Genomic DNA, 23591 nt, shown 5'->3' on the forward strand with positions numbered 1-23591 from the left:
TGCAATACTGCAACGCATCGAACTGATTGCGGGATATCCAGGCGATATCCTAAAAAAACAACGCAATCCGGAAAATGCAGTTTTTCTGGATATTCGTCAGTTTTATTGACATAAGGAGTGCCGTGCGCCACCTGCCGCCCCTAGCCGCCGTTCGGGCATTCGAAGCCATTGCACGGACCGGCTCGGTCACGCGCGCCGCGGAAGAGCTGTGCCGCAGCCACGGCGCCGTCAGCCGGCACCTGAAGCTGTTGCAGGAACACGCTGGCGTGCCGCTGTTCGACAAAGACGGCACCGGGCTGAAGCTCACCCCCGCGGGCGCGACCTTCTACGCGTCGGTGCGCGCCTCGTTCGACCAGTTGGAAAGCGCTTACGAACGATTGGGCCGCGAAGCCCAGGGCCCGGGGCTGCACGTGGCCTGCAGTGCGACCTTCGCGATGCGCTGGCTGGTGCCGCAGCTGGCGGTGTTCTACCGCGAGCATCCCGATATCCGCATCCGCCTGTCGATGACGTCCGCCCGTGAAATGCGCAACGAGGGCGCGGACCTGCTGCTGGCGTGGGACCTGTCGGGCTACACGGACGCCGACCGGCGCCGCGCGCTGACGCTTGCGCCCGTGCGATTTGGCGCGGTCTGCACGCCCGCCTATGCCCGGCGCGCGGCGTCCGACCAGGTGCGCATCGCCCATGAGTACACGTCCAGCGCCTGGAATCAATGGGAGGCCATTACAGGCGTAGCGGTTGCTACCGCGGGCCACTTGGCGTTTCCGCACACGCACCTGTGCATCGAGGCCGCGCTTTCCGGACTGGGGGTGGCGCTGGTAGAGAAGCGGCTGATCAGCCGCGAACTGGAAGAGGGCACCCTGGTCGCACCCTTTGGATTCGTGGTGTTCGACGGCGGCTTGCGCGCGCTGCCCGCCGCCAGTCGGAGCCTGTCGGGGCACGCGGATGCGTTTGTCGGGTGGCTGCGCCGCGCGCTGGCGGATCCGGCGGCGTAAGCGGGGCGCAAAGATCCCCCAGGCAGCCTGATCGGCGCTGCCAGTTGGTATGCTGACGCATCGCCTTGCCGGAAACTCCATGCCCGATCCGTCCCGACCCTCGACGCCATCCGCCCCGCACTCCGCCTTGGCGTCCGACACGCGCCGCACGCAGTTGCGGCGCATGAAGATCGCTGCGCTGGCCTTGCTGGTGGCCATGGTCAGCGGCTTCATCACCAGCCACGTCATGGGCGGGCAGGGCGTGTGGGCTTGGGTGCGGGCGTTTTGCGAAGCGGCGACGGTGGGGGCGTTGGCCGACTGGTTCGCGGTGGTGGCGCTGTTTCGCCGTCCAATGGGCCTGCCGATTCCGCATACGGCCATCATTCCCAGCAACAAGGACCGCATCGGCGACAACCTGGCCGTGTTCGTCCGCGATCATTTCCTGGACCCGGACACGTTGATGGAGAAGCTGCGGGTCTTCGACCCGGCCGCCCGCCTGTCCCGCTGGCTGATCCGGCCGCGCCAGGCGCATGCCTTGAGCGACGGCGCGCGCCGCGTAGCCTTGCAGACGCTGGACATGCTGGACGACCAGGCAGTGCGCGGGGTGATCCAGGAATTCGTGGTGAAGAACCTGCGCCGCTGGGATGCGGCGGGTACCGTGGGCGAGGTTTTAGGTCTCCTGACCCGAGACGGTCGCCATCAGGAGCTGCTGGACGCGGCCATGGAGCGGCTGGGCGGCTACCTGGGCGAAGACGACGTGAAGGAACGCGCATCGACCCTGCTGGTGAAATTCGCCCGCAAGGAATGGCCGCGCATCATCGCGGCCGTCGATGTGATCAAGTCGGTGGACGGCATTGCCGACAATCTGGCCGACCGGCTGGCGTTGGCGTTGGTGCAGGAAGTGCGCGATGTGCTGTCCGAACCCGACCACCCCGTCAGGCGCGACTACGAAGCCTGGGTGTTGAACTACATCGAACGCCTGAAGACCGACCCCGCCTTGTCGGCGCAGGTCGAAGACCTGAAGCAGCGGGCCATCGACCACCCCAAGGTGCAGGAGTATGTGCAGGGCCTGTGGGACGACATCCACGCGGCGCTGCGGCGCGACCTGTCGGACGAGGATTCGGCACTGGCCCGCCATCTGGAAAGCGCCTTGCTGGCGCTGGGCCGCAAGCTGGGCGAAGACCCGAGCTTGCGTGACGCCATCAACAACCACGTGCTGGGCAGCGCGCGGCGCCTGACCGGCCGCCTGCGCATCGGCGTGACGGAACATATTTCGCGCACCGTGAAGAACTGGGACGAACGCCACCTGGTCGACGAACTGGAGCTCAGCGTGGGGCGCGACCTGCAGTACATCCGCTTCAATGGCACGCTGGTGGGCGGGCTCATCGGCGTGGCGCTGCACGCGCTGGTGCTGCTGGTCAATCGTTAACAAGCCTGATCGCTTGTATCAGGAATGAAGATTGCTGGCCCACCAGGCGGCGCCGGTGCTATTGTCATTGGCGCCCAGGGCCAGGTTGGCGCCGTTTGCGCCGGGCCGGGCATCCGCACTTCGCGTGCATGATTCCAGGAGGCACTTCATGAAGAAAATCTCGATGCTTGTCGCGGCGCTGGCAATGGCGGGCGCCTCGAGCGCCGCACTGGCCGAAAACGTCTCGATGTCATTCCTGACCGCCGACGGCATAGGCAAAAGCGCCGGCACGATTTCGCTGAAGGACACCAAGGGCGGCTTGCAGATCACGCCGAACCTGAAGGGCTTGCCGCCGGGCGAACACGGTTTCCACGTGCATGAAAAGGGTTCTTGCATGCCGGGCATGGTGAACGGCCAGACGGCGCCGGGCGGTGCCGCAGGCGGCCACCTGGATCCCAAGGGCACCAAGGCCCACAAGGGCCCGATGGCCACCGACGGCCATCAGGGCGACTTGCCCTTCATCGTGGTGGCAGCCGACGGCACGGCCAAGAAGGCTGTGGTGGCGCCGCACCTGAAGCTGGCGGACGTGAAGACGCACGCGGTCATGGTGCACGTGGGCGGCGACAACTACAGCGACACGCCCGCGCCGCTGGGCGGCGGAGGCGGCCGCCTGGTTTGCGGCGTGGTGAAGTAAGCGCAAGGAAGGGTGCGCCGGGTTGCCGTGACGGCCGGTCAGGCCGTGCCGTTGCGGCCGTGCAGCCGGTAGCCCTCGCGCACGGCCAGCCGGTCGTAATAGGCGGCAATCGCCGGCAGGGCGGGCTTGTCGAAGGGCGTAGCAAACCACCGGTTCACCGACAGCCCCACGGGAATGTCCGCCAGCGAAAAAGCGTCACCCGCCACATAGGCGCCGGTCAGCGCCAAGCGTTGTTCCAGGATGCCCATGAAATGCGCCCAAGCCTGGCACGACGCCTGGATGCTGGCGGCATCCAGGTGTTCAGGCGAACGCCGCGCCAACGCCATGAAGGCATAACTCCAGGACCGGTTCAGGTCTGTTGCCTGCCAATCCATCCATTGATCCACCCGCGCACGCAGCCGAGGCTCGGCCGGGTAAAACTGCTGGCCGCCGTATTGCCCGGCCAGGTAGCGGATGATGGTGTTGGACTCCCAGAGCACAAAGTCGCCGTCTTCGATGACGGGCACCATGGCATTGGGATTCAGCGCCAGGAAGCGCGGGTCCGAGGTCGCCTGGAAGCCCGCGCCCCAATCTTCGCGGGTAAACGGCAGGTTCAGTTCGGCGCAGGTCCACAGCACCTTGCGTACGTTGATGGACGAAGCTTTACCCAGTATTTTCAGCATCTTGCGAACGGCCCGGTTCATCGGCGTGGAGGAATCCGGGCAGTCTAGCGGCTGCCTGGTACCGTCGCCAGATACAGATCGGGGCGACGGCGGGCGTAACAGCGCAGCGGCGTGGCAGGCGGCGGCCTGCCTTCAGGCGCCCGCCGCTTCAGGCTGGCTGCGCAGCCGTCGCACGGGCGAGGCGAACAGCACCAGGAACTGAATGAGGAATCCTGCGGTCGAGACCCACAAACACGCATCCAGGCCCACGCGGGCGGCCAACGTCGCGCCGATCAGCGCACCGACGGGCCGGGCGCCGAACGTCGCGGTCAGGATCACGGCGGACACGCGGCCCAACAGGGCGTTGGGCGTCACGGCCTGGCGCAGCGTGGTGGTGGTGATGGTCCAGAGGATGGGGCCGGCGCCGAACAGGAAAAACCCCACCGCCGCCCAGATGCCGGAGGGCAAGACCAGCGTCGACAGCAGGATGGCGCTTGCCGCCAGCGCCGACAGCGGACCCGAGGCGATCATCGCGCCGAAAGACAGGCGGCGCGCCAGCCACGGCGCGGCCAGGGCGCCGGCGAGCATGCCGCCGCCATACACGCCCAATGTGATGCCCACGCCGGCGGCCGTCAGGCCCAGGCGTTCGATGGCGTACACGACGTATACGGCCTGCAACACAAACCAGGCAGTGTTGAAGAACACGGCGGTCGTCAGCACCGGTCGCAGCAGCGGGTGCGTGCCGACAAAGGCCGCGCCTTCGCGCAGTTCGGCCAGCAAGCGCCGGCGGGTCACGGGCTTGGGCGCATCGGCAGGCAGGCCCGCCAGCAGGGCCGCGGCCAGCAGCGACAGCGTGGTGGCGATCACATAGGCGACCGGCGCACCCATCCAGCCCACCAGCGCACCGCCTGCCGCGGGACCCGCGGAGAACGCACTGCTGCGCGCCAGTTCCAGCCAGCGGTTGGCGCTGGCCAAATCGCTGGCGGGGACAAGCCGGGGTACCAGCGCCGGGGCGGCCACGTTGTAGGCCACCGTGCCGACCGCGCCCAGGAAACCCAGCGCCGCCAGCCAGCCCAGGCCCAGTCCGCCCATCCACAGCAACGCCAGCAGGCCCAACAGGCTGGCCGCGCGGACGCACTCGGCGGCGGTCATCAAGGCGCGGCGCGACATCCGGTCCGCCAGCACGCCGGCGGGCAGGGACAGCAGCAGGAAGGGCAGGGTTTGCGCGGTTTGCAGATAACCCGTCTGCGCGGCGGTGGCGCCCAGCGCCAGCACGGCGACCAGCGGCGCCGCCGCCAAGGCCATCTGTTCAGAAAACTGGGCAGCCAGGTTCGAGGCGGCCAGACGGCGGAAGGCGGAGGGCAGGGCAGGCATGAGCGACGCCCGTCAGGGCGCTGGAAACGGCAAGGGCACGATCATGATCGTGCCCTTGGGCGGCCGCACTCCGGTCCTTGCGGCCGGATTCGCGTGAGTCAGGGGATAGGCGGGTAGTCGCCGTAGCCGTCCGGCCAGGGGGTCAGCACTTCGTACCCGGTTTCGGTCACGACAACCATGTGCTCCCACTGCGCCGACAGCGAGCGATCCTTGGTGACTACCGTCCAGCCGTCGGGCAATTGCTTGGACGCCGGTTTGCCGGCGTTGATCATGGGTTCGATCGTGAACATCATGCCGGGTTGCAGCACCATGCCTTCGCCAGGACGTCCGTAGTGCAGCACTTGGGGGTCGTCGTGGTAGATCTGGCCGATGCCGTGGCCGCAGTATTCGCGCACGATGCTGAAATGCTCGCGGTGCGCGACGGTCTGGATGGCATGGCCGATGTCGCCCAGCGTCGCGCCTGGCTTGACTGCCATGATCCCGGCGCGGGTGGCTTCGTAGGTGGTGTTGACCAGCCGGCGCGCCAGCGGGCTGGGCTGGCCCACGTAGTACATGCGGCTGGTGTCGCCGAACCAGCCGTCCTTGATGACGGCCACGTCGATGTTCAGGATGTCGCCGTTCTTCAGCACCTTGGCCGATGGGATGCCGTGGCAAATCACATGGTTGACGGATGCGCAGATCGTTTTCGGAAAGCCGTGATAACCGACGTTGGCCGGAATAGCCTTCAGCACGTTCACGATGTATTCGTTGCAGATGCGGTCCAGCTCATCGGTGGTGACGCCGGGGCGCACGTGTTCGCCGATCATGTGCAGCACTTCCGCCGCCATGGCGCCGGCCTTGCGGGCCATTTCAATGTCGGCGGCGGATTTGATGGAAACCTTCTTCGCCATTTATGCGGCCTCCTGTTGGGCGGCATCCGGTAGGCGCCGGGAAAGGGACGCGATGGTAAAGCCTTCGCTTTGTTCGATGCGGATCAGCAACTGGCAGATATCCGCGTGGCGCAGGTCGGGATAGAGTTCGGACAGCATGCCGATGCGCATCCAATGTTCGGCCTGGGAATTGATCGAGCGGCTGAGGGCGCCGCTGGCGACGCGCAGATTCTCATGCATCTGCTCAGAGATTTTGACGAGACCCATGGTGGGAATGATCCGTATATGGTTTGTATATGGATCGTATCTTACTGCGTGGCAGTGAGCGGTGCAAATCGCCGGCACCGGCAGGCGGTCCGCCGCTGCGTTCAGCGCGTCTTGGCGCGTGGCGTCTTCTTGGCGGCGCCAGACTTGGCCGTACCCGTTTTGGCCGCGCCCGCGCGTGCGGTTTCCTTCGGCGCCGGCGCCGTCGCCACGTGGACCTGCTCCATCCACATCAGCGCGTCCGTATACGACAGGAACTGCTGCAGATAGCCGGGCGACAGCTCGCGCATCAAGGTCAGCGCTCGGTGAACCAGCTGGTTGGAATTGAGCGGGCCGGCGTTCTTGTGGACCTGCTCCTGCGATTGGCGCACTTGCCGGTCGGCACTGACCTGCGACCAGACGCCGCGAAAGTAGTCCAGCATCTGCACGTCGGGATAGGTGGCCCGCAGGCCCAGCGTGTCGCGCGTCCAGCCGCTGACGCCGCCGGGGGGATCCGGGTCGGCCAGATAATCGATCAGGCCGGCCAGGGCGCTGGAGGTGGGGGCGGCATCCGGGGCGCGGGTGTCAGCGGCAGCGGCTGCCACCTGGCTCTCGTAAGCCTGGAGCAGGGCGGCCAGCTTCGCGTCCAGCAGTTGGCGCGCGGGGCCGTCCAGCAGAGCCGAGCGCCGCGCCATCGCCTCCAGAAAACGGAAGCGCACCGGGTCAATGCGGTCTGCCCTGCAATCACGCCAGGCATCCAGCGTCGCTTGCGCGTCAGGCGGGGCCAAGTGCGTGCCGTCACTGCTCACGCGGCTTTCCCGGATCGTTGGACGGCTTGGGGATAGGCGTGATTTCCACGCGGCGGTTCTTCGCGCGCCCCGCTTCATCGGCGTTGGAGGCCACCGGCTGCTCGGACCCGAAGGCGGCGGCGAACACCGTGGACGAGGGCACGCCTTCGTCGATCAGCGCGCGCGTGACGGTCAGGGCACGCTGCGCCGACAGGTCCCAGTTGTCCGCAAAGCGGCGATTGCCTTCGCGCACCTGCTGGTCGTCGGTATAGCCGCTGACCATCAGGATTTCGTCGTGCGTCTTCAGATAGGATGCCAGGGGCTCGATCAGGGTCTTCAGGATCTCGCGGCCTTCAGGCTGCAACTGGTCGGAGTTCAACGCGAACAGCACGCTGCCGCTGATGCCGATGCGGCCATTGATCAACGTGACGCGGCCGGCCGCCAACGGGCCCGCCAGCGCCTGCTCCAGCGTTTCGCGCCGCTGCGTTTCTTCCTGCCGCTGCTTCACCTCTTCTTCCAGCTGCGTCGACAGTTGCAGCTGCACGCCGATCACGCTGACCAGGATCAGCACGAAGGCGCCCAGCAGCACCGACATCAGGTCGCCGAAGACGGCCCAAGCCGGTGCGGTCGCCTCCACGCCGCCGTCGATGTCCTCGCTCATGCGGCTTCGGCTCCGGCGGTGGCGCGCTGGATGGCCAGCTGCTGCAGGTTTTCGATGATCTGCTTTTGCGACATCAGGCTCAGGTCGACCACTTCACGGGCTTGCGCCACGTAGTAGGACAGTTGCTCGTCACCGCGCGCGATGGACTTGTCCAGCGCCGCTTCGATGCGTTGCAGATGGGCCACCAGCTTGTCGTTGGACTCGCCGAACAGTTGCACCGCGGTGCCGAACGATTCGCCCAGGCTGGCCACTTCCACGGCGCTGGTGGTGACTTGCGCCGCCACGTCGGTGAGCTTGCCGGTTTCGGCTTCGACGCGGTCGGTGAACTGCGTGCCGACGCGTTCCAGCAACTCGGCCGACGAGGCGACCAGCGCGTCCACGGCCGTGCGTTGTTCGGTGGCCGTGTGGTTCACGGCGTTCAGCAGCGTGTCCAGCGTTTCCAGCAGGCGGTTGCGCTCTTGCAGCATGTCGTTGTCGCGCACCATGCTGTCGGACAGCTTCTGGCGCAGTTCGCCGATGACCTCGGCGGCGGCCTTGGGCGCTTCCGACGCAGCTTGCACCAGGCGGCCGATCTCGGCGATGGTGTCGCTGGCGTGCGCCTGGGTCTGCGCGGTGATGTCGTGCGCGGTCTGGGCCAGCGTGTCGCAGATCTGCTGCTGCTGGCTGGCGGTTGCGGCGCCGGCCCGTTCCCATTCGTGGCGCAGCGCGTCAGCCATCGCGGCCAGTTTGTCAGTCCATGTGGCCAGGCGCGCTTCGTCGTTGGACGCCACCGCGGCTTGCAGGTCGGCGTGCGATTGATCCAGTGTGCGCAGGAACGAGGTCGAGTGCTGCTCGAAGGTCGCCGCAGCGGTTTCCAGCGCCTGGCGATTGGCGGCGGCCAGTTGTTCGCCCACGTTTTCCTGGCGCGCCTGCGCGTCGGTCCAGGCCTGGGTGACATGGCTTGCCGCCGTTTCCAGGCGGGTGGACACGTTTTCCAGCAGGCTGGCCTGCGCCTCGGTCTGCGCGGTGATGTCGCGCGTAGCCTGAGTCAGCGTCTGGGTGACGGCTTGCTGGCGGTCGGCGGCTTGCACGCCGGCCAGTTCCCATTCCTGGCCCAGCGCATCGGCCATGGCGGCCAATTTACCGGTCCAGGCGGACAGGCGTTCTTCGTCCTTCGCGGCCAGGGCGGCTTGCAGGTCTGCATGCGACTGGTCCAACGTGCGCAGGAGCGCCGCCGAGTGCTGCTCGAACGCGGCGGCTGCCGCGGCCAGCGCCTGCTGGTTGTCCGCGGCCAGTTTTTCGCCGACCTGTTCCTGGCGCGTCTGTGCGTCGGTCCAGGCTTGGGTGACTTCGCGCGCGGCCGTCTCAAGGCGGGTCGACACGGTCTCCAGCAAGCGGGCTTGCGCCTCGCTGCGGGTGGCGACGTCTTCGGCCGTCAAGGCCAGCGTGTCGCTGATTTCCTGCTGGCGGGTGACCGTGTGGTCGCCGGCCGCCTTCCATTCCTGGCCCAGCGCCGCGGCCATCGTGGCAAGCGTGCCGGTCCAGGCGGCCAGGCGTTCGTGATCCTTCGCGGCCAGCGCGGCGTGCAGGTCCGTGTGCGATTGCGCCAGGGTGTGCAAGAGCGACGCCGAGTGCTGCTCGAACGCGGCTGCCGCGGTGGTCAGGGCCTGCTGGTTGTCCGCAGCCAGCTTTTCGCTGACCTGCTCCTGGCGGGACAACGCTGTGTTCCATTGGTCGGACACGCGAGCGGCGGCTGTTTCCAGACGGGTCGACACGCTTTCAAGCAGCTGGGCCTGGGCCTCGGTCTGGGACGTGACGTCGCGTGCCGTGCGGGCAAGCGAATCCGTCCAGGCGGTCAGGCGCGCTTCGTCGCGGGCAGCCAATGCGGCTTGGAGGTCGGTATGCGACTGGTCCAGCGTGCGCAAGAGCGATGCCGCGTGCTGCTCGAAGGCGGCGGCGGCGGTGGTCAAGGCTTGCTGGTTGTCCGTGGCCAGCTTTTCGCCGACCTGTTCCTGGCGGGACAGCGCGGCGTCCCAGCGGTCGGACACGCTGTTGGCGGCCGCTTCCATGCGCGCCGACACGCCTTCCAGCAGGCTGGCTTGCGTGGCCGCCTGGGCATTGATGTCGCGCACGGTCTGGGCCAGCGTATCGCTGATGGCCTGCTGGCGGTCGGCGGCTTGCGCGCCGGACTGCTGCCATTCCTGGCGCAGGGTGGCGCCCATGGCGCCCAGCGTCTCGGTCCAGGCGGCCAGGCGTTGCTGGTCGCGCGAAGCCAGCTCGGATTGCAGCAGGGAGTGCGATTGGTTCAAGGTGCGCAGCAACGAGGCGGAGTGCTGCTCGAAGCTGGCGGCCGCCGCGGTCAGGGCTTGCAGGTTGTCGCCGGCCAGCTTTTCGCTGACGCGCTCTTGCCGCGACAACGCGGAAGTCCAGGCGTCAGACAAGTTGCCCGACGACGCTTCCAGGCGCGTGGAGACGCCGTCCAGCAGCGCGGACGAGCGTTGTTCGAAGGTCTCGGCGAAACGGTCCAGCGATGCGCGCAGGTCCTGCGCAAGCGCTTCGCTTGCGCGCTGCTGGCCGGCCAGGGCCTGGTTCCAGATGTCGGCCACATTGGCGGTGGACGCCTGGAAACCCGAGGTCAGGGTGGCCAACTGCTGCTGTACGGCCTGCGTCACCGTGTCTTGCAGACTGGCGGTCTCGCGCGACAGGCTGGCCATCGTGGCTTGCACCACGGGCTGCAGCGCCACGCCGGCGGAACGCGCGCTTTCGGCCACGCCTTCCTTCATGGACTGTTCCATCACGGAGGCCAGGCGGGCGTAGGCCGCCTCGGCCTTGCCCTGGAACACGTCCTGGCTGGCAAGCTGCCGCTCGTTCATGGATTGGGTCTGCTTTTCCATGCTTTGCATCATGGTCTGCAGGCGGTCGACCAGCGTAGGCATCGCCTCGGCTTGGCGTTGCATCACCTCAGCCTGCCGTTGCAGCAGCTTGAAGGACTCTTCGCGCTGATAGCTTTGCGAGTACACCCGCAGGGTGGTGGCGATCTTGGTGTCCAGCAGTTGCGCGGCTTGTACGCGTTCGCGGCGGCATAGCGCGGCCAACAAACCCAGCATGGCGGACGTAGCCACGCCGGCGATCGAGGTGCCGAATGCGAATCCCAGGCCCTTGACGGGAGCTGCCAGCGACGCGCGAATGGCGCCCAGGTCGGTGGCGCTTTCCAGTGCCATGCCGGTGCCGCGCAACGTCACGACCATGCCCAGGAAGGTGCCGAGCATGCCCAGCAACACCAGCAGGCCGACAAGATAGGGTGTCAGCGCCGGGCCGGGCAGGCCGACCCGTTCGCCTTCCACCCGCAGCCGCGCCGCATTGCGCAGGCTGGGATGCAATGGGTCCAGCCAGGAGGCCAGGCTGGCCGGCGCTTCCTTCAGGTTGGCGACCGAACGCGTCAGGCTGGAGGTGGCTTGCTGGTAGCGCAGCAGTTCCACCGCGCCGGCTAGATAGCAGACGCCGATCAGCAGCGTGACGGCCAGCGCCAGCGGATTGGTGCCGGCATAGCCCGCGCCGATCCAGCCCACGACGGCCAGACCGGCCAGGAAAACGACGAAATTGATCAGATACTTGGACATAGTGTCCCGGTTAGCTGGCGCGAAGGGCGGCAAGCAGCCCCTCGACCGGTTGTAAACGAACATCCAATTCGGCGAGCAGGACGCTCCGCATATCCTTGCGGAACACGTCCAGCCATGCGCCGGGTGTTATCGACACGGGCGCCGGCTCAGGCGCCGTGGCGCCTTCTGCCTCGGCGCCCGCGCCGTCTTCAGTTTGCGTATCGGCGCTGGCCTCGGCCAATGCTGCCGCTTCGGCCAGGCGCAGGCGGTCGAAATGCCCGCCAAGCAGCTTGGGGATCACGCCGAGCAGGGCGCGTTCCTTCGGCAGCAGCGCCCGGTCCATGATGGCGTCCACCACTGCCAGACGCGTCATTTCGCCGTTCTTGGCGGCGACCATTCCGCGCAGACGACTGCGCAGATTGCCCACGCTGGTCTCCATCGTGTGCTGCAACGACTGATACCGTTGCCGGAAATTCGAGTAATCCGCTTCGGCTTCCGCGACGGCCGCCGGCTTCTTCGCCGGCGCTTGCCCCGGAATAGGCCGTTTGGCGGCGGTCGCCGCGGTGTCGCTGGCGATGGCATCCGCCAGCGTGGTCCGGACGCGCATGCACTCGCGTTCCTCGGCGCTGCTGAACGTCCGCGCGCCGGGGGCAATCACCGGCGGGCTGGTGTTCAAGGCCGCGGATAGCGCGATCGCGTCCGTCCAGCCAAGCCACTGGCTCAGATGGTCGGAAAGCGATTGCCTGGATTCCGGAACGTCGACATCCGTCAGGCGAGTCAGCAAGCGAATGAGCGTCGGGCCGCTTAAACCTGTGCGCTGTGGGGCTTGCAACATACCACCAGAGTCAAAAAGGGGGGAGTTTACACGCTGGCGAGGCGGGAAAGGGAGCGCTGGCGGGGGCTTTCGGTATAAAACGGGGACGCATCGCTTTCAGGGTGCAACAGTGTGACGGCGCAGGCGGGTTGCTGGCACGGGTGCCCACGGGTGGTAGATTAGTTTCCAGGCCCGGGCCAGCAGGAGCGATAGCGTGGCGGCACCTCCATGGATATTCTGATTTCAAGCGCGTCGCGCGCGTTGGCGGCGGGCGATCCGCTGGGCGCGCTGAACCACGTTGCGCTGCGCGACGATGCGCCGGCGCTGGCGTTGCGCGGGATCGCGATGGCGCAACTGGGCGACTTCGTGCGGTCCAAAGCGCTGCTGCGCCGCGCGGCCAAGGCATTCGGCGCGACGGACGCCATTGCCCGCGCCCGTTGCGTGGTGGCCGAGGCCGAGGTCGCGCTGGCCTCGCGGGATTTGGCATGGCCGGAAAAGTCGCTGGCCGCCGCCCGGGCCGCGCTGGCCGCGCACGGGGACGTAGTCAATGCCGCCCATGCGGCGCATCTGCAGGCGCGCAGGCAATTGCTGACCGGCCGGCTGGAAGAGGCGGGGCACACGCTGGCCGCCGTGGACGCTGCGGGGCTGCCCGCCGCGTCGCGCGCGATCCATGAACTGATCCGGGGCGGCATCGCGTTGCGCCAGGTGCAGGCGTCGGCGGCCAGCGCGGCGCTGGCCCGCGCTGCACACGCCGCCGGCCGGGCGGGCATCCCGGCCTTGCTGGCGGAAGTGGACCATGCGTTCTCCGCGTTGAGCGCGCCGGCCGGCCGCCGGGTCGGGCAGGGCGAATCGCGGGACATGACGTTGGGCGAGGTGGAAGCACTGCTGGCGTCCAAGGCAATCGTCGTCGACGCCTGCCGCAATGTATTGCGGCGCGAGGGCCGGGCGGTGCCGCTGGCCAGCCGCCCCGTCCTGTTCACGCTGGCGCGGCTGCTGGCCGAGGCCTGGCCGCAGGACGTATCGCGTGAACTGCTGATCGCCCAGGCTTTTCGGACTGGCTTCCAGGACGACTCCCATCGTGTGCGATTGCGCGTGGAGATCGGGCGCTTGCGCGCGGCGATGCGTCCGTTGGCCGGCGTCAGCGCGACGAAGCACGGCTTTGTGCTGAAGCCGGAGGGGGCGCCGGAGGTGGTGGTGCTTGCCCGACCCCTGGAGGCGGCCGACCGGGATCAAGCCGCGGTGCTGGCCTGCCTGGCCGATGGCCAGGCGTGGTCCAGTTCCGCGTTGGCGCTGGCGCTGGGCGCCAGCCAGCGCACCATGCAGCGGGCGCTGGATGCGCTGGCGGCGGCCGGGCAGGCGCAGCCGTTGGGGCACGGGCGCGCGCGCCGGTGGATGACGCCGCCGGTGCCGGGTTTCACGACAAGCTTGTTACTCCCGGCATTGCTGCCCGGTGAGTAGCATGACTTCTCCACCCAAACAGGATGCGATCATGAAACGAACCCAAGCCCAAATCCTCCGTGAATACGGCCCGTTCCCCGGCGTCGACAACGTGCATGGCGTCACGTTCGATGGCCAACAGGTCTGGTTCGCGACAGGTGAGCAACTCGTCGCGCTGGATCCCGGTAGCGGCGAAACCCCGCGGGCGCTGAATGTCGCGGCCAGCGCCGGCACGGCCTTTGACGGTGAGTATTTCTATCAGATCGCCGACGGGCGCATCCAAAAGGTGGATCCGAAGAACGGCCGCGTGCTGTCGACGATTCCAGCGCCCGGCGGCGGCGGGGATTCCGGCATGGCGTGGGCCGAAGGCTCGCTATGGGTCGGCCAGTATCAGCAACGCAAGATCCATCAGGTGGATCCCGAGACCGGCCGCGTGTTGCGCTCCATCGATTCCGACCGCTATGTCACCGGCGTCACGTGGGTGGACGGCCAGCTTTGGCACGGCACCTGGGAGAACGACGCCAGCGAGCTGCGGCGCCTGGAACCCGCGACCGGCGACGTGCTGGAAAGTGTCGAGATGCCCGCCGGTGTCGGGGTGTCGGGCCTGGAGTCGGATGGCGCGGACCGCTTCTACTGCGGCGGGGGCAATAGCGGCAAGGTCAGGGCGGTGCGGCGCCCCGGGTAGAATCAGTCGTGGGGCTTGGCCCCTGGACTTCACTCTGGGAAACGCATGAAGCTTGCTTCGCTAGGTATTTTGGGAATGGCCGTGGTCGGCTTCGCGGCGCACGCCGAGCCGCTCGTCGTCCCGACTCCGGAGCAGGCGCATGCCGCCGTGGTCACATTGCTGGGCGACGATCTGCCCGGCATGAAACAGTCGCAGCTGGCCATCGGCACCTGCCTGCCCGCGCCCAACCCGTCGCACAAAGGGCGGGTCTCTTGCACCACCATGCTGCTGATGCCGGCGGGCACCTCGGAGGCGCCGATGGACTTCTATCAGGATGGCGGCAAGTGGGTGGCCTCGCCGCCGACCAACCTGGAATTGCCGTTTCCCGATCCCAAGCTGGCGAACCAGCATTGGGTGCCGGGTACAGGCAAGCCGTAGACGGCCGAAGCCGCTTCATGCTTGTGCTGCCCCTGGCTCCGGCGCCGGGTCGGCCGATCGCGTATGGCCATGTGCGCCCATCTTGCCCAGGCGTTCAGGCGGTGAGGGGGGGCAGAGTAATGGGGCGCAGCAGCACGTCCTCGTAGAACGCGCCGATGGGTGAGGCCAGGTCGCGGACCTGGATCTCCAGCACCCAGATGCCGTCGCCGGGAATGAAGTCGGCGTTCGCCAGCCGGTGCTTGCCGTACAGCGCATGCGGAAAATCCGATACCCGGTGCCCCGCGATATCGTGCACCAGCGCGCAGCCGTATTCGTGGGCATAGACATCGGCCAGGTCATACAGGGCTTGCCCGGTCAGGCCGTCCAGCCACGCCAGGCGCGCGCGCTGGAAGACGTCGCGGGCCGCTTGGGCGCAGCGCTGCTGGTCGGCGTCGGCGCCAGTCACGAAGGTGTCGCCATAGTCGCCTTCGTAACCGTCCCAGACCGGGCCGATATCGACGACGAAGATATCGTTTTCGCCCAGCGTGCGGCACCGGTCGGTGGGTTGCACCGCGGGGGATTGCGAGTCTGGGCCGAAGCGGATGTAGGTGGGATGCCAATTGTGGGACGCGCCCATGCGCTGTAAATGCTGGTCCGCCAGCGCGATGGCCTCGCCGGTGGTGATGCCGGGCGTCATCAGCGCGGCGATCTCGCGCACGGCGTCCATCGACCGCCGGCGCGCATCCAGGATGCCGTCCAGCGTGAAGCGTTCGCTGACGCGCTCCCAGGGATGCGGCGGCTGGCCGGCGGAGGCCCTGACCGGCCCCGTGCTGTCGGAAGGCAGAAACGCTTCAGACTGGAAGCGTCCTTCCGGCAAGCCCATTTCGCGCAAGCGTGCCTGCGCCGCGCGAACCATGGCGCCATTGCCGCAGGCGTAGACCATCGTGCGCGACCAATCGTGGCCCGCTTCGGCCGCCACGTCCTGCACATAGCGCGTGTGGATCCCGTCGGCGGAAACGTCGCCCGACACGACTGGATGCCACCGGAAGACCCCGTCCTTGCTTTGCAATGCGTTCAGCAGGCCGCTGGCGTAGCAATCCTCCGGCGTCCGGCCGCCCCAGTAGAGCGTCACGCGTTGCATGCTGCGGCTGTCGAGGGCCGCCATCAGGATGGGGAACACGCCGGCAAAGCCCGTGCCCGTGGCCAGCAGCACCAGATGGTCGATGCCGTCGGGGTGGGTGGCCGGCCACACGCAAGCGCCGTGCGGCCCGTCCAGCGTCACCGTGTCGCCCGGCGTCAGCGCGGGCAACAGCTGGTTGGTGAACGTGCCGGCGGGCGTGCGGCGAATGTGGAACGCCAGCCGTTGCGGGCCGCCGGCCGTGGGGAGGCTCGCAATCGAAAAGCAGCGATGGCTGCCATCGTCCAGCAGCCAGCGTATATGTTGCCCGGGCTGGTAGTCGAAGGACGCGTCGCCCGGGACTTCGATGATCAGTTCGGTCACATCCGTCGTCAACGGACGGCGCGAGACCACGCTTGCGCGCACGGGCTGCGGCGCTTTGGCTGGCGCGGTCCAGTGCGGAAAGCGCAGCGTCAGGTCGCTGGCCGCGCGGCACTGGCACATCAGCAATTCATCGTCGGCAGGCACATAGGAACGCTCGGTCGGCGGCACGATGCGCTCGTAGCGCCCCGCCAGCACCTGCGCCCGGCACGAGCCGCACTCTCCACGCTGACAGGAAAACGGGACCGGCGTGCCGTCGGCCAGCGCGGCATCCAGGATAGAAGCCTGGCCGTCCGTGGCGAACGCGCCGGCGGGCAGGGTGATGGTGTAGGACGAGGTCATTGCAGGTTCCGGGTGACTGATGGCAGAGGGCATCCAGACCACAATTTATCGATAGAATGGCTTATCCAATAGAGCCATATTTCTAATAATGAACAAGCCACTTTCAAACCGGAAGAAATTGGAATCCAGCCTGGACTTGCCCCTGGAGTCGCCGCGTGACGGGGAATCCAAGCAAACCTGGGTCTATCGGCAGATCCAGGAGCGGATCCTGAAGGGGGCGCTGGCTTCCGGCGTGCGCCTGCCGTCCACGCGCAGCCTGTCGCAACGCTGGCACGTGTCGCGCTCGACGGTCGAGGCCGCCTACGACCAATTGCGGGGCGAAGGGTATACGGCGGGCGCGGTCGGGTCGGGCACCTACGTGTCGGCCGTCATCCCGGACAATTTCTTTCATCGGGGCCTGCCAGGCGCAGGCGGCCCCGACACGAGGCCGGCGCGGCCTGCGGGCGCCTCTGCCGCCCCGCCCGCGCCCCGGCTCGAACCGCTGTTCGCCGCCCGGACCGCCGATGCGTCGCTGTTCCCCATGGCAACCTGGCGCAAGGGGCTGATGGCCAGCGCGCAGCGCGTCACGCCCGGCCAGTTGGCCAACGAAGAATCCCAAGGCTGGCTGCCGTTGCGTGAACAGATCGCGCACTATCTGGGCGCTGCCCGCGGCATTTCGTGCGACGCCGATCAGGTCGTCATCCTGACCGGCATCCGCGACGGGCTGGACCTGAGCGCCCGCATCCTGCTTACCCGGCAGGACAAGGTGCTGGTGGAAGACCCGGGCTATCTGAACGCCATGCCGCTGTTCAGCCAGTTCACGCCCCGCGTCGTGCCGATCGCCATCGACGAACACGGCTTTTCCGTGGCGCGCGCCCGCCGGCAACGCGGCGTGAAGCTGGTGCACGTGACCCCTGCGCACCAGTCGCCCACCGGCGTCACGATGCCGGTCTCGCGCCGCCTGGAACTGCTGGCATGGGCCGAACAGGCGGATTGCTGGATCATCGAAGACGACTACGACAGCGAATTCAACTACGACAGCGCGCCCTTGGCGGCGCTGAAAAGCCTGGACACCGCAGACCGCGTCATCCATTGCGGCAGCTTCAACAAGACGATGTTCAACGCGCTGCGGATTGGCTACGCGGTGGTGCCCAAGCGATGGGTCGCCGCATTCGCCCGGGCGCGCCATACGACAGGAAGGTCCAACAGCATGATCGAGCAGATGACGCTGGCGGGCTTTCTTGCAGACGGCAGCTTTGCCCGCCATGTCCGCAAGGCCCGCGCGGTGTATGCCCAGCGGCGCGATCTGGTGTTGCGGCTGTTGGCGCAGGCGGCGGGCGGCAAGGCGCTACGGACCAGCGGCGAGCATGCCGGCTTCCATCTGCTGTGGTGGCTGCCTGCCGATGTGGATGCGGCAGCGTTGCAGGATGCGGCCCGGGCGCGGGGCGTGGCGTTGCAACCCGTGTCGGACTATTGCCGGCGCGTGGCCTTGCCTGAGGGCCTGGTGATCGGCTACAGCGGGCTGGACGAGCAGGAACTTGTTCGGCAGGGGGCGTTGCTGCGCGACTTGCTGGCGGGCGCGCCCGCCCCTATCCGAAAGGATTAATACGAAGGTCTAGGGTAATTCCTGACAACAAGCTGATTGTCAGCTGTTAGTCAGGAAGGTTTAATCAGCACAAAGTTGCAAAGCGGTCGCAGTCCCGGCACCGGGAAGCTCGCAGCAGGCGTTTCTCTCGTGTCCATGCAGGTGCAGTCACTACAAGCTGGTCCGTGTAGTCCACCAAGGAGACAACAAGCCATGCAACAACCCACGAAACCCCGCCGCAAGTTCATTTCCGGCGCTGCCGTCGCGGGCGCCGCCGCACTGGGATTCCCCGCCGTCGCCCGGGCGCAGAACGCGCCCATTTCCTTAAGGTTCCAAAGCACGTGGCCCGCCACGGACATCTTCCACGAGTTCGCGCGCGACTATGCGCAGAAGGTCAACGACATGGCTGGTGGCCAGTTGAAGATCGAGGTGCTGCCCGCCGGGGCGGTCGTGAAGGCGTTCGACCTGCTGGACGCGGTGTCGGCAGGCACGCTGGACGGCGGCCACGGGGTCGTGGCCTATTGGTACGGGAAAAACACGGCCGTGGCGCTGTGGGGATCGGGGCCGTCTTTCGGCATGGACGCCAACATGCTGCTGGCCTGGCACGAGTACGGCGGCGGCAAGGAATTGCTGGTGGAAATCCAGAAGGCGATGGGCGTGAACGTGGTGTCGCTGATGTACGGGCCGATGCCGACCCAGCCTTTCGGCTGGTTCAAGCGGCCGGTGACCAAGGTCGAGGACGTCAAGGGCGTGAAGTTCCGCACGGTGGGGCTGGCCATCGACATGTACACGGCGATGGGGGCGGCGGTGAACGCCTTGCCCGGCGGCGAGATCGTGCCGGCGCTGGACCGCGGCCTGCTGGACGGGGCCGAGTTCAACAACGCGTCGTCGGACCTGGCGCTAGGCTTTCAGGACGTCTCCAAGATCTGCATGCTGCAGAGCTTTCACCAAAGCGCCGAGCAGTTCGAAGTGCTGTTCAACAAGGGCAAGTACGACTCCCTGCCGCCGCACTTGAAGCACGTCTTGAGCAATGCCGCCCAGGCCTGCAGCGCGGACATGTCCTGGAAGGCGGCGAACCGCTATTCGCAGGACTACATCAAGCTGCAGAAGGACCACAACGTCAAGTTCTACAAGACGCCTGACGCGATCCTGCAGGCGCAGCTGAAGATCTGGGACGAGATGATTGCCAAGCGGTCGGCCGAGAACCCCTTGTTCAAGAAGGTGCTGGACTCGCAGCGGGTCTTCGCCGAGCGGGTGGGACGCTGGCACGGGGACGTGTCGGTGAACTACCGCATGGCCTACAACCACTACTTCTCGCGCAGCACCAAGCCGGCCTGACGCAGGTCTGCCTTGCCGCCTGCTTGCTGCCCCCTGGGGGCCAGGCGGGCGGCGCGTGCGCGCGAAGGGCGCCATGCGTCTCGTTCGGGATGTCCGATGATCCGACTCATACGCTTGATTGACCGCATCTCCACCTTCGTCGGGCAGACGTTTGCCTGGCTGATCGTCGTGTTGGCCCTGCACGTGTGCTGGGAGGTGGCGGCGCGCTATCTGCTGAACCGGCCCAGCGCCTGGGCGTTCGACATGCAGATGATGTATTACGGCATCCTCTTCATGATGGCGGGGGCCTACACGCTGGCCAAGAACGGGCACGTGCGCGGCGACATCCTGTACGGCTTCCTGCCGCCGCGGGTACAGGCCGGGCTGGACCTGGTTCTTTTCATCGTGTTCTTTTTCCCGGGCGTGATCGCGCTGGTGTGGGCCGGCTGGTATTACGCCGGCTACTCCATCGCCATCGGCGAGCACTCGTCGCTGATGGCCGACGGGCCGCCCATCTATCCCTTCAAGGCCTTTATTCCGGTGGCGGGCGCCGTCCTGCTGCTGCAGGGCGTGGCCGAGGTGCTGCGTTGCGTGCTGTGCCTGCGGCGCGGCGCCTGGCCGTCGCGCGAAGAGGACGTCGAGGAAGTGGACGTCGACAAGCTGAAGAAGATGGTGCACGTGAAGGACGAAGACATCGCCCAACTGGACCGCTACGTGACCACGCCCAAGGAGCCCCGCTGATGAAAATCCACAAGGCGTTGTGGTTCGGGCTGTCCTGCATCGGGATCGTGCTGCTGATGATCGCGTTCCTGACCCCGTGGGGCGAGCTCACCACGGGGCACATCGGCCTCTTGATGCTGGCGCTGATCGTGGTGGCGATCATGCTGGGGTTTCCTACGGCGTTCACGCTGATGGGCATGGGCGTGTTGTTCACCTTCCTGGCGTACTACATGCAGAGCGCGGACGCGGGGCGTTCCATCGGGCAGACGCTGGACCTGATGGTGCAGCGCACGTACGCCACGATGACCAACGATTCCCTGATCTCGATCCCGTTGTTCGTGTTTATGGGCTATCTGGTCGAGCGGGCCAACCTGATCGAAAAGCTGTTCCGTTCCATGCACTTGGCGCTGGCGCGCCTGCCCGGTGCGCTGGCGGTGGCCACGCTGGCCACCTGCGCGATCTTCGCCACGGCGACCGGCATCGTCGGGGCGGTGGTGACGCTGATGGGGCTGCTGGCGATGCCCGCGATGTTGAAGGCGGGCTACAGCGTGCGGCTGACGGCGGGTGCCATCACGGCGGGCGGTTGCCTGGGCATCCTGCTGCCGCCGTCGGTGATGCTGATCGTGTATGGCGCGACGACCGGGGTGTCGGTGGTGCAGCTGTATGCGGGCGCGCTGTTCCCCGGGATCATGCTGGCGGTGCTGTACATGGTCTACGTGATCATTGTGGCCAAGCTGCGTCCGGACATGGCGCCGCCGCTGCCGGTCAATGAGCGCGGCGTGCCGTTGTCGCCCGAGGCCCGCTCGCTCGCCGCTACGGGATACACGCGCGCCGTTTCGGGCATGGTGGCCGCCATGTTCAAGGGCCGCCGCAACCGCGACGTGCCGTTCGGCTTCCTGCTGCGCAACATGGCGACGGCGCTGGCGCCGCTGGCCTTGACGCTGCTGCTGGTGGCGGTGGTGCACTATGGGGTCACGCGGCCCCAGGTCGTCTACGACATCCCGGCAGAACTGCAACTGGGATCGGGCGGCTTTGATTCCGGCTCCGGCTTGAGCGAACCCGACGTGGGCGGCCTGGCGGAACCGCCGTCGGGCGAATTGGCCGAGCCGCCGTCTTCGGATGCGGGAAGCTCCAGCCTGGCCGAGCCGCCCGGCACGCCTGCTGCGTCGGGCGGGGCTCAAACCCCAGCGGCAGAGCCCGTCGCGCCCGACGGGGCGGCGGCGCAGTCCGTTCCCGCACCGAAAGGTTTCTGGATCTTCGTCGCCGTGTGCGCCGCGTTGCTGGTGGTGTTCTACGCGGCGCTGACGTGGGCGAGGCTGGAAATCTTCAAGATGCTGATGTCGTCGTTCTTCCCGCTGGCCGTCATGATCGCGGCAGTGCTGGGGTCGATCGCCTTCGGCCTGGCCACGCCCAGCGAGGCAGCGGCCATGGGGGCAATGGGCGGCGCCTTGCTGGCGCTGGCGTACCGGCGGCTGAACCTGCCGGTGCTGCGCGAATCCGTGTTCCTGACCGCCAAGACGAGCGCGATGGTGTGCTGGCTGTTCGTGGGCTCGTCGATCTTTTCCGCGGCGTTCGCGTTGCTGGGCGGCCAGCGCATCATCGAGGACTGGGTGCTGTCGCTGGGCCTGACGCCCATCCAGTTCCTGCTGCTGGCGCAGGTCATCATCTTCCTCTTGGGCTGGCCGTTGGAATGGACCGAGATCATCGTGATCTTCATGCCCATCTTCGTGCCGCTTCTGAACGCCTTCGGCATCGACCCGCTGTTCTTCGGCCTGCTGGTGGCGCTGAACCTGCAGACCGCTTTCCTGTCGCCGCCCGTGGCCATGTCCGCGTTCTACCTGAAGGGCGTGTCGCCGCCGCATGTGACGCTGAACCAGATTTTCCTGGGCATGATGCCGTTCATGGGGATCCAGGTGGTGGCGATTTTCCTGCTGTACATGTTCCCGGGGATCGGGATGTGGCTGCCGACGGTGCTGTACCGGTAGGGGAGTATGCTGTCGTCAGCACCATCCTGGACGCACTACGGGAAGCTGACACATGACCTCTACACCCTCTTCATCGCAGCAGGCACGGCCCTTGGAGATCGGTGACATCACCGTCATCGACAACTCCAAGCTGAAGAAGGCCGTGACGGCCGCGGCGCTGGGCAACGCCATGGAATGGTTCGACTTCGGCGTATATGGCTTTGTCGCCTTCGCCTTGGGCAAAGTCTTCTTCCCCGATGCATCACCGGCGGTCCAGACGATCGCCGCGCTGGGTACCTTCTCGGTGCCTTTTCTGGTCCGGCCGCTGGGCGGCGTGTTCTTCGGTGTGATGGGTGACCGCTTCGGCCGGCAGAAAGTCCTGTCGCTGACCATCATCATCATGGCGATCAGCACCTTTTGCATCGGGCTGATCCCCTCGTATGAATCCATCGGCATCTGGGCGCCGATCCTGCTGCTGATGTGCAAGCTGGCGCAGGGCTTCTCGGTGGGGGGCGAGTACACCGGGGCGGCGATCTTCGTGGCCGAGTACGCGCCCGACCGGCAGCGGGGCTTCCTGGGCAGCTGGCTGGATTTCGGGTCGATCGCGGGGTTCGTACTGGGCGCGGGGCTGGTGGTGCTGTTGCAGACGATCCTGCTTGAGCAGACCTTCCTGGACTGGGGCTGGCGCCTGCCGTTCTTCCTGGCGGGGCCGCTGGGCTTGCTGGGCCTGTATCTGCGCCACGCCGCCGAAGAGACGCCCGCGTTCACGCAACAGCTTGAAAAGATGGAGAAAGAGGATCAAGACGCCGTGCAGGAGCGGCCCACGGTGTCGTTCCGCGAGATCTTCTCCAAATACCGCAAGGCGCTGCTGATCTGCATCGGCATGGTCCTGGTGACGAACATCACCTACTACATGCTGCTGACCTTCATGCCCACCTACCTGACGAGCAGTCTGGGGTATTCCGAAGAGCACGGGGTGCTGATCATCATCGTGGTCATGATCGGCATGCTGTTCGTGCAGCCGGTCGTCGGTTTCGCCAGCGACAAGGTGGGCCGCAAGCCCTTTCTGCTGGCGGGCAGCCTGGGCCTGCTGGTGCTGGCGGTGCCGGCCTTCAAATTCGTGGGCAGCGACAATACTGGGCTGATCTTCCTGGGCCTGCTGTTCATCGCGGTGCTGCTCAATTGCCTGACGGGCGTCATGGCCTCGACGCTGCCTGCGCTCTTTCCGACGCGGATCCGCTATAGCGCGCTGGCCAGTTCATTCAACATCGCCATCATCATCGCCGGCCTGACGCCGACGCTTGCCGCGTGGCTGGTCGAGGAAACCGGCAATCTGATGATGCCCGCCTACTACCTAATCGTGGCGGCCACCATCGGGCTGATTACCTCGTTCTTCCTGCCTGAAACGGCAAACCGGCCGCTACGGGGCGACACGCCGAATGCATCCAGCAAGCGAGAAGCCAAGGTGCTGCTGCAGGAAGCGTACGAAACGATCGAGCAAAGCGTGCAGGACGTCGAGACCGAGATCGCGGAGCTGGAAGAAAAACTGGAGGCCTTGCGGCAGCGACGCCAACGGCTTGCGGACCGTCATCCTTCCCTGGAATAATCGGCCGGCCCCGGGTTCCGG

The 23591-nt window shown here is 66.8% G+C and carries 20 protein-coding genes; 11 read left to right on the forward strand and 9 right to left on the reverse strand.

What is annotated here, in order from left to right; translation table 11 throughout:
• Window positions 1–74: 74 nt before the first annotated feature.
• From CEY09_RS00610 to sodC, 3 genes are all read left to right on the forward strand, one after another.
• The gene (locus CEY09_RS00610) at window positions 75–992 is read left to right on the forward strand and encodes a LysR substrate-binding domain-containing protein (RefSeq protein WP_088587164.1); all 918 of its coding nucleotides are present in this window, start codon (window positions 75–77) and stop codon (window positions 990–992) included.
• A 79-nt stretch (window positions 993–1071) separates the two neighbouring features.
• A complete protein-coding gene (locus CEY09_RS00615) occupies window positions 1072–2400 on the forward strand; it encodes a DUF445 domain-containing protein (protein WP_052017861.1) in 1329 nt (442 codons plus the stop codon).
• A gap of 148 nt (window positions 2401–2548) precedes the next feature.
• Window positions 2549–3073, forward strand: coding sequence for a superoxide dismutase family protein (gene sodC, locus CEY09_RS00620; protein ID WP_006224322.1), 525 nt, complete (start codon window positions 2549–2551; stop codon window positions 3071–3073).
• 38 nt (window positions 3074–3111) lie between these two features.
• On the opposite strand, the gene CEY09_RS00625 is transcribed toward sodC, so the two are convergent.
• The 8 genes from CEY09_RS00625 to CEY09_RS00660 form a co-directional block, all read right to left on the reverse strand.
• Window positions 3112–3735 carry a glutathione S-transferase family protein gene (locus CEY09_RS00625; RefSeq protein ID WP_088587580.1) on the reverse strand — a complete coding sequence of 208 codons (624 nt, stop codon included), beginning with the start codon at window positions 3733–3735 and terminating at the stop codon, window positions 3112–3114.
• A 132-nt stretch (window positions 3736–3867) separates the two neighbouring features.
• Complete coding sequence (locus CEY09_RS00630; RefSeq protein WP_088587165.1) at window positions 3868–5088, reverse strand: MFS transporter; 1221 nt, start codon at window positions 5086–5088, stop codon at window positions 3868–3870.
• A gap of 98 nt (window positions 5089–5186) precedes the next feature.
• Entirely contained in the window at window positions 5187–5978 is a 792-nt protein-coding gene (map, locus tag CEY09_RS00635; RefSeq protein ID WP_006224325.1) for a type I methionyl aminopeptidase, read from the reverse strand.
• Window positions 5979–6224, reverse strand: a complete 246-nt coding sequence (locus tag CEY09_RS00640) for a ParD-like family protein (RefSeq protein ID WP_035212946.1) — start codon at window positions 6222–6224, stop codon at window positions 5979–5981.
• 101 nt (window positions 6225–6325) lie between these two features.
• Entirely contained in the window at window positions 6326–7009 is a 684-nt protein-coding gene (locus CEY09_RS00645; protein WP_088587166.1) for a DUF2894 domain-containing protein, read from the reverse strand.
• Window positions 6999–7649: an OmpA family protein gene (locus tag CEY09_RS00650; RefSeq protein WP_088587167.1), complete on the reverse strand. Its 651-nt coding sequence runs from the start codon at window positions 7647–7649 to the stop codon at window positions 6999–7001. The genes CEY09_RS00645 and CEY09_RS00650 overlap by 11 nt, the downstream gene beginning before the upstream one ends.
• Window positions 7646–11248 carry a DUF802 domain-containing protein gene (locus CEY09_RS00655; RefSeq protein ID WP_088587168.1) on the reverse strand — a complete coding sequence of 1201 codons (3603 nt, stop codon included), beginning with the start codon at window positions 11246–11248 and terminating at the stop codon, window positions 7646–7648. Before CEY09_RS00655 ends, CEY09_RS00650 begins: the two co-directional genes overlap by 4 nt.
• Before the next feature lie 10 nt (window positions 11249–11258).
• Window positions 11259–12062 (reverse strand): DUF3348 domain-containing protein, encoded by an 804-nt coding sequence (locus CEY09_RS00660; protein ID WP_035212947.1) that lies wholly within the window; start codon window positions 12060–12062, stop codon window positions 11259–11261.
• 207 nt (window positions 12063–12269) lie between these two features.
• On the opposite strand from CEY09_RS00660, the gene CEY09_RS00665 reads away from it, so the two are divergent.
• The 3 genes from CEY09_RS00665 to CEY09_RS00675 are packed head-to-tail and all read left to right on the forward strand — an operon-like array spanning window position 12270 to window position 14580.
• Window positions 12270–13499 (forward strand): helix-turn-helix domain-containing protein, encoded by a 1230-nt coding sequence (locus CEY09_RS00665; protein WP_088587169.1) that lies wholly within the window; start codon window positions 12270–12272, stop codon window positions 13497–13499.
• 31 nt (window positions 13500–13530) lie between these two features.
• On the forward strand, window positions 13531–14163 hold the full coding sequence (locus CEY09_RS00670; protein WP_088587170.1) for a Vgb family protein: 633 nt from the start codon (window positions 13531–13533) through the stop codon (window positions 14161–14163).
• Between the two features lie 45 nt (window positions 14164–14208).
• Window positions 14209–14580, forward strand: a complete 372-nt coding sequence (locus CEY09_RS00675; protein WP_131224890.1) for a hypothetical protein — start codon at window positions 14209–14211, stop codon at window positions 14578–14580.
• A 94-nt stretch (window positions 14581–14674) separates the two neighbouring features.
• Here CEY09_RS00675 and CEY09_RS00680 read toward each other — a convergent pair whose 3' ends face one another.
• Window positions 14675–16399, reverse strand: coding sequence for an NAD(P)H dependent flavin oxidoreductase family protein (locus CEY09_RS00680; protein ID WP_088587171.1), 1725 nt, complete (start codon window positions 16397–16399; stop codon window positions 14675–14677).
• A gap of 118 nt (window positions 16400–16517) precedes the next feature.
• Between CEY09_RS00680 and pdxR the strand changes: the two genes are divergently transcribed.
• From pdxR to proP, 5 genes are all read left to right on the forward strand, one after another.
• Window positions 16518–17984: a MocR-like pyridoxine biosynthesis transcription factor PdxR gene (gene pdxR, locus CEY09_RS00685; RefSeq protein ID WP_088587172.1), complete on the forward strand. Its 1467-nt coding sequence runs from the start codon at window positions 16518–16520 to the stop codon at window positions 17982–17984.
• 192 nt (window positions 17985–18176) lie between these two features.
• Window positions 18177–19301 carry a TRAP transporter substrate-binding protein gene (locus tag CEY09_RS00690; protein ID WP_088587173.1) on the forward strand — a complete coding sequence of 375 codons (1125 nt, stop codon included), beginning with the start codon at window positions 18177–18179 and terminating at the stop codon, window positions 19299–19301.
• 96 nt (window positions 19302–19397) lie between these two features.
• Window positions 19398–20021: a TRAP transporter small permease subunit gene (locus tag CEY09_RS00695; RefSeq protein ID WP_006224337.1), complete on the forward strand. Its 624-nt coding sequence runs from the start codon at window positions 19398–19400 to the stop codon at window positions 20019–20021.
• Window positions 20021–21985 carry a TRAP transporter large permease gene (locus tag CEY09_RS00700; protein ID WP_088587174.1) on the forward strand — a complete coding sequence of 655 codons (1965 nt, stop codon included), beginning with the start codon at window positions 20021–20023 and terminating at the stop codon, window positions 21983–21985. Before CEY09_RS00695 ends, CEY09_RS00700 begins: the two co-directional genes overlap by 1 nt.
• 52 nt (window positions 21986–22037) lie before the next feature.
• Window positions 22038–23570, forward strand: a complete 1533-nt coding sequence (gene proP, locus CEY09_RS00705) for a glycine betaine/L-proline transporter ProP (protein WP_035212948.1) — start codon at window positions 22038–22040, stop codon at window positions 23568–23570.
• Window positions 23571–23591 lie beyond the last annotated feature (21 nt).

The organism is Achromobacter marplatensis, from assembly GCF_002209535.1.
Lineage (GTDB): Bacteria > Pseudomonadota > Gammaproteobacteria > Burkholderiales > Burkholderiaceae_B > Achromobacter > Achromobacter marplatensis.

Coding starts and splice junctions, on each gene's coding strand:
- CEY09_RS00660 (WP_035212947.1), bottom strand. CDS start 12,062: ATGTTGCAAGCCCCACAGCGCACAGGTTTAAGCGGCCCGACGCTCATT.
- CEY09_RS00665 (WP_088587169.1), top strand. CDS start 12,270: ATGGATATTCTGATTTCAAGCGCGTCGCGCGCGTTGGCGGCGGGCGAT.
- CEY09_RS00630 (WP_088587165.1), bottom strand. CDS start 5,088: ATGCCTGCCCTGCCCTCCGCCTTCCGCCGTCTGGCCGCCTCGAACCTG.
- sodC (WP_006224322.1), top strand. CDS start 2,549: ATGAAGAAAATCTCGATGCTTGTCGCGGCGCTGGCAATGGCGGGCGCC.
- CEY09_RS00700 (WP_088587174.1), top strand. CDS start 20,021: ATGAAAATCCACAAGGCGTTGTGGTTCGGGCTGTCCTGCATCGGGATC.
- CEY09_RS00680 (WP_088587171.1), bottom strand. CDS start 16,399: ATGACCTCGTCCTACACCATCACCCTGCCCGCCGGCGCGTTCGCCACG.
- CEY09_RS00675 (WP_131224890.1), top strand. CDS start 14,209: ATGAAGCTTGCTTCGCTAGGTATTTTGGGAATGGCCGTGGTCGGCTTC.
- CEY09_RS00690 (WP_088587173.1), top strand. CDS start 18,177: ATGCAACAACCCACGAAACCCCGCCGCAAGTTCATTTCCGGCGCTGCC.
- CEY09_RS00615 (WP_052017861.1), top strand. CDS start 1,072: ATGCCCGATCCGTCCCGACCCTCGACGCCATCCGCCCCGCACTCCGCC.
- CEY09_RS00610 (WP_088587164.1), top strand. CDS start 75: ATGCAGTTTTTCTGGATATTCGTCAGTTTTATTGACATAAGGAGTGCC.
- map (WP_006224325.1), bottom strand. CDS start 5,978: ATGGCGAAGAAGGTTTCCATCAAATCCGCCGCCGACATTGAAATGGCC.
- CEY09_RS00695 (WP_006224337.1), top strand. CDS start 19,398: ATGATCCGACTCATACGCTTGATTGACCGCATCTCCACCTTCGTCGGG.
- proP (WP_035212948.1), top strand. CDS start 22,038: ATGACCTCTACACCCTCTTCATCGCAGCAGGCACGGCCCTTGGAGATC.
- CEY09_RS00650 (WP_088587167.1), bottom strand. CDS start 7,649: ATGAGCGAGGACATCGACGGCGGCGTGGAGGCGACCGCACCGGCTTGG.
- CEY09_RS00625 (WP_088587580.1), bottom strand. CDS start 3,735: ATGCTGAAAATACTGGGTAAAGCTTCGTCCATCAACGTACGCAAGGTG.
- CEY09_RS00655 (WP_088587168.1), bottom strand. CDS start 11,248: ATGTCCAAGTATCTGATCAATTTCGTCGTTTTCCTGGCCGGTCTGGCC.
- CEY09_RS00670 (WP_088587170.1), top strand. CDS start 13,531: ATGAAACGAACCCAAGCCCAAATCCTCCGTGAATACGGCCCGTTCCCC.
- CEY09_RS00640 (WP_035212946.1), bottom strand. CDS start 6,224: ATGGGTCTCGTCAAAATCTCTGAGCAGATGCATGAGAATCTGCGCGTC.